We start from the raw sequence: 13,132 nt of genomic DNA, 5'->3' as shown, positions 1-13,132 counted from the left end.
ATATTAAAAAAATAGTGTGAAGAACAGCTTAATATCTTTAATTTGTTATCCTTTTACTTGAAGTTAATTCTATTATGATATAATAAAAATAGTTACTATATCTAATTAATGGTATTGACTTTTTTCTGAGGTGATAAAATTGAGTGGAAAACACCTTAAATTTTATGGGCTGGGATCATTTTATTTTTCAGATGGCAGCAGAGTTTTTAATGGAGATAGTTGGGTTTCTAAAAAGGCAATGTATTTATTTATGTATTTGCTTGTAGAAAGAAAAAGAAAAGTTAGTTCTGAAGAATTAGTAGATATTTTTTGGCAGCAGTCAGTACTTGAACGTGGAAAAAAGAAACTATATGACACAATTTATTTGTTAAGAAAATCTTTGAGCAGAGATGGTTTGGATAAGGATATTGTAGAGTCGAATAATGGGTATTATACAATTAATTCAAACTATAAAGTTTGGACAGATTGGGATTGTTTTGGTCACAAAACTGATCTATTAATTAATAGAAAAGGAGACTTTTCTATTCAAGATCTAAAAAAATTGTTTGAATTATACCGAGATGATTTTTTTACAGATTTAAGTTATGCCTCCTGGACAGAGATATATCGAGAGCAGTTGAAACAAAAATATCTTAATTTAATTGAAATAATGTCCCGAAAAATGTATAATGCTCAAAAATATTTAGATGCGTTAAATTATTTAAATAAAGGAATAGATTATGATCCTTATCGGGAAAGCTTTTATTTATTAAAACTAAAAACATTTAATCAACTTGGTCGAACTGCAGAAGCAATTAATTGTTATAAGAAATGCAAAAAGATATTAGATGAGCATTTAGGCGTCGCACCGCAGAAGAAATTAAAGATTGAACTGAATCGAATAAAAGAAAGTAGAGATATTGTAGAAGAAGATATTGACACAAATATTGAAGAAAAAATTAATTTTGATTCTGGTGCTATGAAATGTGCTAATATTAATGAATTTAAAAGTATTTTTGAATTTGAATTGCGTCAGGTTCAGAGAATTGATGAGGAAGCATTTTTACTAATTACATTAGAGTTTGAAGATGGCACTTTAGCTACTGAAGATGTAAAATGTGCTTTTGATCAAATTATTTCAAAGTTTAAATCAATTATGAGACTTGGAGATTATATCTGTCCTGCTCAGAATAGAATATATCTAATTTTACATGATATGAGTCTTGACAGTAGTGGAATAATTATTAAAAGATTCAATAAATTTTTTGATAAAACTAATTTTCCTAAAAAACCAAAATTAGATATTAAGGAAATAAAATAATTAAAAAAATATAGCTGGAATTTTTTAAAAAAGTCACCTAAAAAGGTGGCTTTTTTCTATTTTCGATTAATTTTCGAGAATTGTTCTGAATCTTTTCGAATGAGAACGATTATCATTATTATTGCAAAAGGAGGTGAGTAAAAAAGAAAGGTGGTGAACAAATGAAAGTAATTAACTTATTATTAATTTTATCTTTAGTGCTGCTGATTTTGATTTTCTCAGCTTCAGTTTTTGGTCAGGAATACCAAAACAAGTCTTATTTTAATAAAGATCAATTTACAGATTATAATTTTAAAGTAAATAATGAGCTTAATTATTTTAATTATTCTAAATTAAAAAAAGATAATCAATTAGCATTAATTAAACAAAAAGGGAATTTTAATCAGGCTAAAATTTGGCAGCAAAATCAGTCTATTATTAACGAAGTTAATAAATCATTAATAATTCAGGTTGGCAATAATAATCAGGCTTTAATTAAACAGTTTACAGGATCAAATACGGCTCTAATTGCACAATATGGATATAATAATAAAGCAGAAATTGAGCAGTTCAGTAGGAATAACAATTTAAAAGTTTCGCAGTTTGGTAACAATCGGGAGATAAAAGTTAGACAAAATTAATGCTTTTATCTTAATTTAATTAAGATAAAGCTTAATTTAATAAATTGTAGTTGGAAGAACTAAAATAATAAAGGAGGTATTAGAAATGAGAAGATTATTTGTTCTTATCATGGCAGTTGTTTTGGTGGTTGGAATGTCAGCAATGGTTGCAGCAAATGGTGATTATGGTAATGACTATCCTGGTAATGGTAATGAAGGACCAGGACATGGTGGCCCCGGTCATGGAGACTATGGTCGTGGAGACTTTGCAATGATTACTCAGCTTGGCTCTTCTAATAATGCTTCAATTTATCAGAAGGGGAACGGCTGGTATCATGAACATGGTGGAGACAATGTTGGACTCATCTTTCAGAAGGGATGGGGAAATAATGCCAGTTTAACTCAAGTAGGATCTGATAACTTTGCTGTAGTAAAATCTTTCGGATATGGCAATGTAGTTAACCAAAATCAAAGAGGTAAAGATTTAGTGGCTACCGTTTTTCAGCATGGATCTTCTAATAGAGCCACTCAACTACAGAGAGGAAAATATAATGTTAGTTTAATTGAACAGGCTGGTTTTGCTAATACTGCCCGAACAGATCAGAGAGGCAAAAAAGATATGGCAATTATAAACCAGATGGGTTCTGGTAATAACGCATCAATTACTCAACTATAAATTGTTCTCCACAATATACTACAGCACAGTAGAAGTTAAGCTGTGTATTTAGTAGTAAGGCAGTCTGAGGTAATGAATATAATTTACTTCGGACTGTCTTTTTTAAAATCAAGTTTTAAGGAGTGAAAAATATGAATATAAAAAGAAGTTTTTTTATAGCTATATTTTTAATTTTGATAATGACCTCAATTCTACCAGCAACAGTTTTAGCTCAACAGAAAAACGATGATAGAAAATTAGAAGAAAGAATAAAATTAATTAAAGCTTCCCAGCATCTGGAACAGAAAAAGGAAAAAGAGGCAGTCTCAGCGGTCAGCCTTTTTATGACAACTTATCATTCTGGAGATAAAGAACTTAATCTGGGGGGTAAATTTGAGAGTGAATTATTTAAAAATAAAAGCCAATCAATGATTTCAGTTGCTTATGTTATAGAAGGTATTTATTTAGCAGGAGAAGATACAAATCTGGCAGGATTTTTATCCCTCAGGGCTGCTTTGAAAGAAAAATTATTTAATCCCTATATTGGAGCAGGAGCAGAAATAATGGGAAAAGCTGATTATCAGGCTTTTGTTGGTCTAAATTTAACAGATAATTTCTTTGTGGAGACAAAATTTATAAATGATAAAAATGATTCTGACAATAAGGGAGATTTTTATTCGGCTGTTGGTTTCAAAATTAGTTTTTAGAAGGAGGTTTCACTGATAATGAAAAAAACAATATTATACATTTTATTAGGATCTTTTTTAATTACTTTTCTTTTTTCAAATTTTATAAGTGCAGATTCTACTACAAGCTGGAGTTTTCAAACTTTTAATGATCCGGATGCCAGGCAGGTGGCTCAAAACATTGCATCTACTCAGCATGAGATGAGCCTATCAGAAGATCCTATAGCGCAGTTTATTAGTGGTCTTAATGGCAGGATTATGAGTTTAATTCAGCAGGATATAGTAAACAAAATGGTTGAAGATGGTCTGGCAGAAGGTAATTATGATGTTGGGAATTTAGAAGTAACCGTTAATGAAGATGAAATAACTGGTGTCGTAACTATAATTTTAACCAATAAAACTACAGGTGAAGTTACAGAAATTGAATATTCAACAGATGATTGGCCTTCAGCAGAAGATCTTCAATGATACTTTAAAATATATTGTGGGGTGAAATATTATGGAAGGAATGATAGCAGTATTATTAGTCGTTTCACTATTAACAGGAGGTGCCCCGGCTGCAGTAGAGAATGAAGCGGTAGAGAATAATAATTTAACTGAAGCACAGGCACCTGCTAAATTGATAAACGAAGTTACATTATCTGCAGATCGGATTTTATCTTCAAAGGAAAATGTAACAACAGCCACTCAATTATTGGCTTCTTTACCTGAAATAGAAAAAAAATTTAAAATAGCAATTTATGATATTCAGGATAAAACTGGCCAGTATAGTGAAAGTGGTTCTCCTGTAGTTTCTCAGGGAGCTACAGAAATGTTGATTACAGCACTGATGAGGTCCAGACAGTATAAAGTTCTTGATCGAGCAGATTTTAACAACTTTATGACGGAGCAAAACTTAGTAGCTAATGATCGAGTTATAGACAATGAGGGACCAGTTATTGGGAAGCTTACAGGAGCTGATTATGTTATATCTGGAGCGATTACAGAATATCAAATTGATAAAAAAACTGGTGGACTTGGACTGAGAATTGCGGGCAAAGGTGGTCAGCAGGAGTACGCAGTAGCCAGTGCTGCTGTTGATTTAAGAGTTACTGATACAAGTTCTGGAGAAGTAGTCTGGGCTAAAAGTTTAAAAAAAGAAATTATTGGAGAAAAAATTAGTCTTGAGGCTTTTTCATTTATGGGTAATAATATAGTAGAGTTTGAAACTGGAAAAGGTAGACAGGAAGTTATTAATCTTGTTGTTAGAACTTTATTAGAGGAAGCTGTTTACAAATTATCTGCAAATAATAATTTATAAAAGATAAATTTGATAAAAAATAATGTTAATTTTTACTCCCTGGCTTAAATAGCAGGGTTTTTCTTTTGGCTTATTATGTTATAATAAAAATTGAGGTGGGAAATATGACTTTAACTAAAAAAGTTGACTTATATAAAATTATAGATTTTGATTCAAAGATTGCAATAGAAAGTTTACTTAAGGGCAAAAGCCAAAAGTTGTTTTTAGATAAAAACGAGCTTAATAATTCTGCAGTTGTAGGAGATATAGTATTACTGGTTAGAACAAATCAAGATAATGACATAAAAAAGAGAAAAGCTGTTCATTATCCGGTAAAAAAAATTAAAGGGCGTTTTTCGGATGTAAAAGAATATATATACTTAAAAATGAAAGTGCTGTATGACTTTAATCTCCATTATCTCGGCAAAAAAGAAATTGAGGCAGTAGAAAAGGATCCAGCTCACCTAAAATTTGAAAATTTGATGGATGAAAAACGGGCTAAAATCGAAGAGATGATTACCTATAATGCTGATGAAAAAGTTAAGCCTTTTAATCATACTAACTACAGGGTTAAAACTATATTGAACTCTAAAAAAATTTTTAGACAGGAAATTGGAGAAATGTATGATTGGGGTTGGAGTTTAATGGAGATCTATCAGCTTGATCAGGATAATTTTGTCAGCTTTAAACAGAGCAGTTATTTTCGCGAAAGACAGCGAGGAGAATTTTTTGATATCAGCAAAAAAGCTGTAGATTTTATGCGGACTTTTGAAGACGATAAGGATGACTTTCTGGATTAGTTTAGTTAAAAAATTAATTATTTATCGAAAAAATATGATATAATAAATGTGAGGTGAGTGATATGAATGAATATCAAAAAGCTGCTGATTTAATAAAGCATTCCCGGCATGTGACAGTATTTACAGGAGCCGGTGTTTCAGTGGAGAGTGGTGTACCACCTTTTAGGGGAGAAAATGGTCTCTGGAATGAATATGATCCAATAATTTTAGACCTTAAAAATTTCTATAAACATCCCGCAGAAAGTTGGATTACTATAAAAGAAATTTTTTATGATTATTTTGGTAAAGCTGAACCCAATGATGCTCACAGGATAATTTCTCGTCTGGAAGCTGATGGTTATGTTCAGGCTGTAATCACTCAGAATATAGATAATCTGCATCAGAGGGCCGGAAGTAAAAATGTATTTGAATTCCATGGTAATTCAAGAGAACTTGTCTGTACAGAGTGTGGAGAAAAATATCCAGTAACAGATAAAATCCTTGCAGAGCTGCCGCCCAAATGCAGAAAATGTGGAGAAATATTAAAACCGGATTTTGTTTTTTTTGGAGAGGCTATCCCGGATAGAGCAGAAAAGTTATCATTTGAGGAAGCGGAAAAAGCAGATCTCTTTATTATTATAGGAACGACTGGTGAAGTACAACCAGCATCTTTAATTCCGGTAGTTGCCAGAAGTAAAGGTGCTAAAATAATTGAGATTAATATAGAGGAATCTAATTTTACAAATGATATTACAAATTTATTTATTCAGGAAAAAGCCAGTCGGGCAATGAAACAAATTGAAGCAGAATTATATAAATAATTCAGAATCTTGGCTTAGAGCTGAAGGTTTTCCTTTAATTTTGCAATATACGGCAAATTTCTATATTTTTCCTGATAATCAAGGCCATATCCTACCACAAAATTGTCTTCGATTTCAAAGCCAGTATATTGAACGGGTAGATCTAACAGTTTATTTTCATTAATATGCAGTAGTGTACAGATGCTAATATTTTTCGGGTTGCGGGAACCAAGATTTTTGAGCAGATAGCTGTGGGTTAAACCAGTTCTGATTATATTTTCAATGATCAGTACTTCTTTGCCGGCGATACTAAACTCTAAATCTCTGGTTACCCGGATAATACCCGAGTTATCTTGATCAGCGTAGTGATTCAACTCCAGAAAATCAAGTTTAACGGGGAAATCAAGTTTGCGGCTCAGGTCAGTCATAAAATAGAGAGAGCTTTTTAAGATACTGACTAGAATGACTTCTTTATCTTTAAAATCCTGATTAAGTTGAGCTGCCAGTTCTTCAATTCTTCTTGCTATTAAATCTTCGGAAAGAATTATTTCACCTAAACTATCTTTTTTCATTAATCCTCACTCCCATTGAGTTCAAATTTATCAGCCAGTTGTTCAAAATCCTTTTTATAAACAATTTTTATCTTAATATGAGGATAAAGCTGCTGCAGCAGTCTTACTTTTTTGTTTTTTTCTGTTGTATATTTTCTTTTCATAGTTGTTAGTTCAACATAAGTGTCATGTTCGGTCAGATAAAAATCCGGTCTAAAGGCCATGACCACATTACCTTCTGGATCCCATTCCAGTGGAAATTCACTTGGCTCATATTCCCATTTAATATGATGCATATCCAAAATTTTTGCAAATTCTTTTTCGCTTTCGTGACCAAAATTGCGCTGACTCTCACTTTCAATATTCTCCGATTTAATATCGATATTATCTTCCAGTGGTTTTGGATTTTCTTTTTTTAGATCAACCAGAGTCATTAAAACTGAGAGACTTTCTTCCAGATTTAAACCGTCTCTGTTTAAAGTAAGATGATAGAGTGTTGTTTCCTCCCAGTCCTGTTTGTGGATCCGCCAGACATAACGACGATGTTTGCGGTCAGCCAGCTCAAGTTCTCTTGCTGCCTCTTCCTGGTGGAGCCCATATTTTTGTTTTAATTCGTTTACTCTGTATTCTTCACTGGCAACAATTTTAAAATGAAGAGTATAAGGATGCTTTTTGAAAATAATTTGTGCACCCAGCCCCAAAATCAGAAGATTATTTTTTTCAGCTTCTTTTTTCAGCCTCTGAGCGATATAGTCAGCAAAAGATAGCTGTTCTTTTTTTTCAGCATCAGGATTTAGTATCTTAGTGTAGAATTTAGAACTCTGCTCCAGCATATGAAGCTGATGCTCATCAGCAACTTCGGGCAGCCAGTTTTCTAGAACAAAATTACGGTCAATTAGTTTTAAGCCGAGTCTATTGGCAAGTTCTGCAGCAATTTCTTCTCCTCCACTTGCTGTCTGTCGTGAAATTGTAATTATCTGCATAAATTTCACCTTCTTTCTTTAATTATATTATAGCATAAATAGCAGGAACAAACTATATTTAGCCGGTTAAATACTAAAACGATTTCTGATAAAAGAGAATACTTTTTTAAGTCGGAATTTTTCAAAAAAATAAAGGATTTTACCTAATTTTGCCTAATATATATAAATATAAGATGAAAAAAATAATATAGTTTTGTTCTAACAAATAGGGGGTATTCTATGAAAACACTAGCATTAATTTTAGCAGGTGGCAGAGGAACCAGGCTTGATATTTTATCAGCACATAGAGCTAAACCGAGTGTCCCATTTGCAGGAAAGTTTAGATTGATTGACTTTGCCTTAAGCAACTGTGTTAATTCCGGAATCTATAATGTAGGGGTTTTGACTCAGTATTTACCACTTTCTCTAAATAATCATATAGGAATTGGTAAACCATGGGATTTAGATCGCCGACTGGGTGGAGTTACAATCCTACAGCCCTATAGAGGTAAACCGGGGAAAACAGACTGGTATGAGGGTACAGCTCATGCTATTTATAAAAACATTAGTTTTATTGAAAATAAAGATCCGGAAGATGTAGTGATTTTATCTGGAGATCACGTCTATGAGATGGACTACAGTAAAATGATAGATTACCACCGTCAAAAGGGAGCTGATTTAACAATTGCAGCTCAACCTGTTCCTTATGAGGATGCAAATCGTTTTGGTATTTTAGCTTATAATGATGAAATGAGAATCACAGATTTTGTAGAAAAACCGGAAAATCCACCGAGTAATTTAGCTTCAATGGGGATTTATATTTTCAAAAAAGAAGTACTGCTGGAAGTTCTGGAAAAATATTGTACTGAAGAAGATTCTGATTTTGGTCATCATATTATTCCACCTATGATTGAAAAAGAAGGTGTTTATCTCTATGAATTTGATGATTACTGGAAAGATGTAGGTACACTTGAGGCTTACTGGGAGAGCAGTCTGGAGCTAACTGAACCTGTTCCAAGTCTAAATTTATATAATGAAGACTGGAAACTGCATACCAGAAGTGAAGAAAAACCTCCAGTTAAATTTGGTAAGGATGCCTGTGCCTCCAAAAGTTTAATCTCCAATGGTTCAATTATTAATGGAATTGTAGAAAATTCAATTATTAGTCCTGGAGTTTATGTTGAAGAAGGGGCGGTAGTTAGAGACTCGATTATCTTTAATGATACAATAATAAGGAGTAATTCTGTAGTCGAAAAAGCTATTATTGATAAAGAAGTTGAGGTAATGGCTAACTGTAAGATAGGTTCTGGTGATGATTATACACCAAATAAGGATAAACCAGACCTCTTAGCAAATGGGCTGAATGTGATAGCCAAAAGAGCTACTATTCCTGAAGGAACAACTATTGGACGAAACTGTCGTATTTTCTCTTATGTGGGAGTAGATGATTTTGAAAATAAAGAAATTCCAAGTGGCAGTACGATTAGTTCTGAAATAGGAGAAAAGGTTGCAGCTGGAGACGAAGCTCATGTAAGAGAGTTAAATACTTAAAGCTAATAAAAAGTTATTTATAAGCTCCCTGCTTCTGGTGGGGGGCTATTTTGTTTATTGAAAAATTTGTGTTAAAATTAATATTGTTAGATCTAATAAATTCAACAGGAGATGATTATTATCAAAGTTAAGTGGTTAGGAAATTCGGCTCTGTTAATTGAAGATGATAACAAAATTGTCATTGACCCCAGCTTTAAAGTAGAAAGCAATTTTGTAGCAGATATTGTATTAATTACTCATGAGCATGATGATCACATTAATTTAGATGATCTGGCAGCTATAAGCGGGAAAGATACTAAAGTTTTTGCTCCACAATCTGTTTATGACAAGTTTGATTTTGAGGGAGAAGTTGTAGAGGCAGGAGATGTAATAGAGGATGAAATTAAGGTTTTAGATGTTGACTGCTATAATTCTGAGGGGTCTGTAGCCTATTTTTATAAAGGTTTATATCAGACAGCTGATGCCTCTGATTATCCTGATCCCGGAGATGAGATTAAATTGCTTTTTACAGCCTGTTTTAATGACTATTTTTCCGATTACTTAGAAAAGGTTATTAAGTTAAATCCGGCAATGGCTATTCCCTATCATTATGATCCTGAAGAAAGACAGGAACTGCTGCAGGCAAAAGGACTGTCCAGTAAATTTGAGCAGATTGGCTGTGAGTCCAGAGTAATAGAAATTGGGGAAGAATTGGAGATATAACTCTTATTATACTCAATAAATATTGTTAATTTTTGGCCTGCCTTAGATGCAGGTCTTTTTTTAATGTTGGTTTTATATTTATAACCTCTATAACTAAAACTAAGAAACCCTCAGGAAAGGATTTCTAACTTTCTTGAGGGTTTTTATGTAAAAACGATTAATCACCATTTAGACTTTCTAAAAAATTTATTAAGCTTTTCCTTTGAACAGGGCTCAACTGGCGAGCATTATCAAGCAGAGGTTTTAATGAATCAGGAACAGCATTATCTGGTTTAGAAAAAAATTCTGCAATTGTAATTCCCAGAACATCACATATTCGTTCCAGAGTTGTAATTGTGGGTGACTGTTTGTTTGATTCAATTGAACTAATAAATGACTGGCTGATTCCTGTGTGAAGTGACAACTTCTTCTGACTTAAATGTCTTTCATTACGGTACTTTTTTAAACGCTTTCCGATATTCATAATCAATACCTCCCTGCAGATATTCTTTTTTGATCTTTCCAGATAGTTAATAAATAATTTATATCACTATAATGATAATTTAACACTATTATACCATTTATTTCTTGCAAAAAATAGTAAAAAGATAAAATTTTATAAATTTAATTCTGAAGATTATAAAAAATATTAATATATAACTTATTAATCATTATAATTATTGAAGATAAATTATTATAGTGATAGTATAGTATATAGTGAATAAAATATTAAGGGAGGAAGAAATATGTCAGCAAAGTTAGCAAGGAAAATCAAAAAGTTTCGAAAAGAAAGAGAGCTGACTCAGCTTAAACTGGCAGAGAAAGCAGGTATTGCCCAGTCTTTTTTAAGTAATATTGAAAATGGACTTCAGAGCCCTTCCTTAAAAAACTTAGAAAAAATATCTAAGGCTCTGGATGTTTCATTAAATGATCTTTTAAAATGACTGAATATTAATGCAAAATTTAATTAAACTGATTTTTGTTAAATGATTACTTTAATTACCTCTGTTTTGTGTTATTTTTTAATATAGGAGAAGTGAGAAGTTGCAAAAATAGGAGGTAATAATTATGGAAGCAGAATTAAAGCAGAAAAGACTTGTTCTGGTTTCCAATGGAGAACCGTATAAACACGTTTATCAAAATCAGGGAATTAAGCAGCAGAAACTTGCCGGTGGACTGACAACTGGTCTCGATCCAATGATGCAGGAAGATAATGGGCTCTGGATTGCCTGGGGTCGAGGTGAGGCTGATTTTGAGGTTGTTGATCAGGATAATAAGGTAAAAGTTCCTGATAATGATGGCTACACATTAAAAAGAGTGAAGTTGAGTGAAGAAGAGAAAAATGGTTTTTATTACGGATTTTCGAATGAAGTTATGTGGCCGATTAGCCACACTTTTATCTCGAAAGCAAATTATAAGGAGGATTACTGGCTAAATTACAAACAGGTAAATCAGAAATATGCAGAAAGTGTGCTGGATGAACTGCAGGAAGATGATCTTGTCTGGATTCATGATTATCATCTGGCTCTGGTTCCCGGTATATTAAAAGAAGAAAAACCGGAAACTAAAACATCACTTTTCTGGCATATACCCTGGCCGGCCTGGGAGGCTTTTAGGACTATTCCCTGGCGAAAAGAGATTATAGAAGGAATGCTGGCTGCTGATTTTCTGGCTTTTCATACAGATCTTTTTGTCTATAATTTTTTAAGCTGTGCTGAAAAGATTGGAGCAGAAGTCAATTTTTCCGAGAAAGAAGTATATTATCAGGGAGCAAAAACTAGAGTGGAAAGTATCCCCCTGGGAATAGATTATCAGAAATTTAGTAATCTAGCTCAGGATGAGGATTACCTTGCAAAAGCAAAAGAAATCAAGTCGAGTTATGAAACTGAAAAACTGATTTTTGCTGTTGATAGATTGGACTATACCAAAGGAATTGAAGAAAGATTGGCAGGGATTGATAAATTTTTTGAAAAGTATCCAGAATATCAGTGTGAACTAACTTTTGTTCAGCGAGTTGCCCCCAGTAGAACAGGAATTGAAGAATATCAGCAGATGAAAGAAAGAATTGAAAAAAAGGTAGGGGAAATCAATGGAAAATATCAAAAAGATAAATGGCAGCCTGTAAAATACTTTTATGGTTCAGTTCCTCAGGAAGATTTGCTTCCTTACTATAAAGCGGCTGATCTGGCATTGATTACAGCTTCAATTGATGGGATGAATCTGGTTGCTAAAGAATATCTGGCAGTTCAGGATTCCGGAGTTCTGCTGCTCTCTGAATTTGCAGGTGCAGCTGAATATTTAGACAGTGCTATCCAGGTGAATCCATATAATACTGAGGAGCTCGCAGATGGTATTTATCAGGGTCTGGAGATGCCTGCAGCAGAGAAAAAAGAGAGATTAGAGCAGGCTCAAGCTGATCTAAAAGAATATGATATTAACTGGTGGCGTGATTATTTTCTAGAAAATTGGATTGATTGTTATGAATAAAAAATATGCACTGGACAATCTAAATCTTAATAATATTAAAGCTCAAATCAAAAAAGCAGATAATGTGCTGTTTTTTCTGGATTATGATGGAACTCTGGCTCCTTTTCAGCCTGATCCCCTTTCTGCTTTCGCTTTACCAGAAATTGAGACTAATCTAAAAGAACTGGAAAAAAAAGAAGCTTATTATTTAAGCCTGGTTTCAGGTAGAAAGTTAGCTGAGCTTAAAAAGATGATCGATCTTAAGCGGAGTAATTTTGCTGGCAGTCATGGACTGGAAATCGAGCTCTTTTTTTCGGAAGGGGTTATCTATCCCTATCAGACTAATGAAATTGATGTTTTAAGCAAAAAGAACTATCAGAAAAGCAAAGAAAAGTATCTGGCGAAAGCGGGGGTTAGATTGGAGGATAAAGGTTTTGGTTTTGCTCTACACTTTGAATCTGAACAGAAGCAGCTGAAAGCAGAAAAAGATTTAAAAGCTTTATTTAAAAACACTGCTTATCAGGTTTTAGCAGGGCGAAAAATTGTTGAAATCAGACCTGCTGGCTGGGATAAAGGTCAGGCAGTAAAATATATAAGTAATCAGATTAATAAGAAACTGGGGATAGACAACACTTTGCAGATTTATATTGGTGATGATAGTACAGATGAAGATGCTTTTAGAGTTATAGAAAATGGTATTACAATTTATGTAAAAAATGAAGATGATTTAAGTACTGAAGCAGAATATTATCTTTATGATCCGGAAGATACAGCAGAATTATTAGTAGAAATCGCAGGAGAGAATTAAATTCCTGCGATTTTT

The 13,132-nt window shown here is 33.0% G+C and carries 16 protein-coding genes; 13 read left to right on the top strand and 3 right to left on the bottom strand.

Annotated elements, in window-relative coordinates; translation table 11 throughout:
- Positions 1-139: 139 nt before the first annotated feature.
- The 8 genes from DFR80_RS01265 to DFR80_RS01230 all read left to right on the top strand — a co-directional run bounded on the left by DFR80_RS01265 (position 140) and on the right by DFR80_RS01230 (position 6,119).
- Positions 140-1,300 carry a BTAD domain-containing putative transcriptional regulator gene (locus tag DFR80_RS01265; protein ID WP_076544946.1) on the top strand — a complete coding sequence of 387 codons (1,161 nt, stop codon included), beginning with the start codon at positions 140-142 and terminating at the stop codon, positions 1,298-1,300.
- Positions 1,301-1,461: 161 nt separating this feature from the next.
- On the top strand, positions 1,462-1,920 hold the full coding sequence (locus tag DFR80_RS01260) for a hypothetical protein (RefSeq protein WP_076544944.1): 459 nt from the start codon (positions 1,462-1,464) through the stop codon (positions 1,918-1,920).
- Positions 1,921-2,005: 85 nt separating this feature from the next.
- Positions 2,006-2,575 carry a hypothetical protein gene (locus tag DFR80_RS01255; protein ID WP_076544943.1) on the top strand — a complete coding sequence of 190 codons (570 nt, stop codon included), beginning with the start codon at positions 2,006-2,008 and terminating at the stop codon, positions 2,573-2,575.
- 131 nt (positions 2,576-2,706) lie between these two features.
- Entirely contained in the window at positions 2,707-3,261 is a 555-nt protein-coding gene (locus DFR80_RS01250) for a hypothetical protein (RefSeq protein ID WP_114488993.1), read from the top strand.
- Between the two features lie 18 nt (positions 3,262-3,279).
- On the top strand, positions 3,280-3,708 hold the full coding sequence (locus DFR80_RS01245; RefSeq protein ID WP_076544940.1) for a curli assembly protein CsgF: 429 nt from the start codon (positions 3,280-3,282) through the stop codon (positions 3,706-3,708).
- A gap of 31 nt (positions 3,709-3,739) precedes the next feature.
- The gene (locus DFR80_RS01240) at positions 3,740-4,540 is read left to right on the top strand and encodes a CsgG/HfaB family protein (protein WP_076544938.1); all 801 of its coding nucleotides are present in this window, start codon (positions 3,740-3,742) and stop codon (positions 4,538-4,540) included.
- A 104-nt stretch (positions 4,541-4,644) separates the two neighbouring features.
- Positions 4,645-5,319 carry a hypothetical protein gene (locus DFR80_RS01235; protein WP_114489026.1) on the top strand — a complete coding sequence of 225 codons (675 nt, stop codon included), beginning with the start codon at positions 4,645-4,647 and terminating at the stop codon, positions 5,317-5,319.
- Between the two features lie 62 nt (positions 5,320-5,381).
- Positions 5,382-6,119 (top strand): NAD-dependent deacylase, encoded by a 738-nt coding sequence (locus DFR80_RS01230; protein WP_114488992.1) that lies wholly within the window; start codon positions 5,382-5,384, stop codon positions 6,117-6,119.
- A 14-nt stretch (positions 6,120-6,133) separates the two neighbouring features.
- Here the strand turns inward: DFR80_RS01230 and hpt are convergent, their stop codons facing one another.
- Both hpt and DFR80_RS01220 read right to left on the bottom strand, forming a co-directional pair.
- Positions 6,134-6,670, bottom strand: coding sequence for a hypoxanthine phosphoribosyltransferase (hpt, locus tag DFR80_RS01225; RefSeq protein ID WP_114488991.1), 537 nt, complete (start codon positions 6,668-6,670; stop codon positions 6,134-6,136).
- On the bottom strand, positions 6,670-7,632 hold the full coding sequence (locus tag DFR80_RS01220; protein ID WP_076544934.1) for a cytidylate kinase family protein: 963 nt from the start codon (positions 7,630-7,632) through the stop codon (positions 6,670-6,672). The genes hpt and DFR80_RS01220 overlap by 1 nt, the downstream gene beginning before the upstream one ends.
- Before the next feature lie 219 nt (positions 7,633-7,851).
- Here DFR80_RS01220 and DFR80_RS01215 point away from each other — a divergent pair, with 219 nt between their 5' ends.
- Together DFR80_RS01215 and DFR80_RS01210 are read left to right on the top strand one after the other, a co-directional pair.
- Positions 7,852-9,162, top strand: a complete 1,311-nt coding sequence (locus DFR80_RS01215) for a glucose-1-phosphate adenylyltransferase (protein WP_076544932.1) — start codon at positions 7,852-7,854, stop codon at positions 9,160-9,162.
- Positions 9,163-9,273: 111 nt separating this feature from the next.
- The gene (locus tag DFR80_RS01210) at positions 9,274-9,864 is read left to right on the top strand and encodes an MBL fold metallo-hydrolase (protein ID WP_076544930.1); all 591 of its coding nucleotides are present in this window, start codon (positions 9,274-9,276) and stop codon (positions 9,862-9,864) included.
- A gap of 157 nt (positions 9,865-10,021) precedes the next feature.
- On the opposite strand, the gene DFR80_RS01205 is transcribed toward DFR80_RS01210, so the two are convergent.
- On the bottom strand, positions 10,022-10,327 hold the full coding sequence (locus DFR80_RS01205) for a helix-turn-helix domain-containing protein (protein ID WP_114488990.1): 306 nt from the start codon (positions 10,325-10,327) through the stop codon (positions 10,022-10,024).
- A gap of 262 nt (positions 10,328-10,589) precedes the next feature.
- On the opposite strand from DFR80_RS01205, the gene DFR80_RS01200 reads away from it, so the two are divergent.
- From DFR80_RS01200 to otsB, 3 genes are all read left to right on the top strand, one after another.
- Positions 10,590-10,787, top strand: a complete 198-nt coding sequence (locus DFR80_RS01200) for a helix-turn-helix domain-containing protein (protein WP_076544928.1) — start codon at positions 10,590-10,592, stop codon at positions 10,785-10,787.
- Positions 10,788-10,911: 124 nt separating this feature from the next.
- Entirely contained in the window at positions 10,912-12,330 is a 1,419-nt protein-coding gene (locus DFR80_RS01195; protein ID WP_076544927.1) for a trehalose-6-phosphate synthase, read from the top strand.
- On the top strand, positions 12,323-13,117 hold the full coding sequence (otsB, locus tag DFR80_RS01190; protein ID WP_114488989.1) for a trehalose-phosphatase: 795 nt from the start codon (positions 12,323-12,325) through the stop codon (positions 13,115-13,117). The genes DFR80_RS01195 and otsB overlap by 8 nt, the downstream gene beginning before the upstream one ends.
- The last annotated feature ends 15 nt before the right edge of the window (positions 13,118-13,132 follow it).

Origin of the sequence: Halanaerobium sp. ST460_2HS_T2 (genome assembly GCF_003337665.1) — a bacterium.
GTDB classification, from domain to species: Bacteria; Bacillota; Halanaerobiia; order Halanaerobiales; family Halanaerobiaceae; genus Halanaerobium; species Halanaerobium kushneri.
The sequence above is the reverse complement of the archived record's forward strand: the minus strand, read 5'-3'. Positions and strand labels throughout refer to the sequence as shown.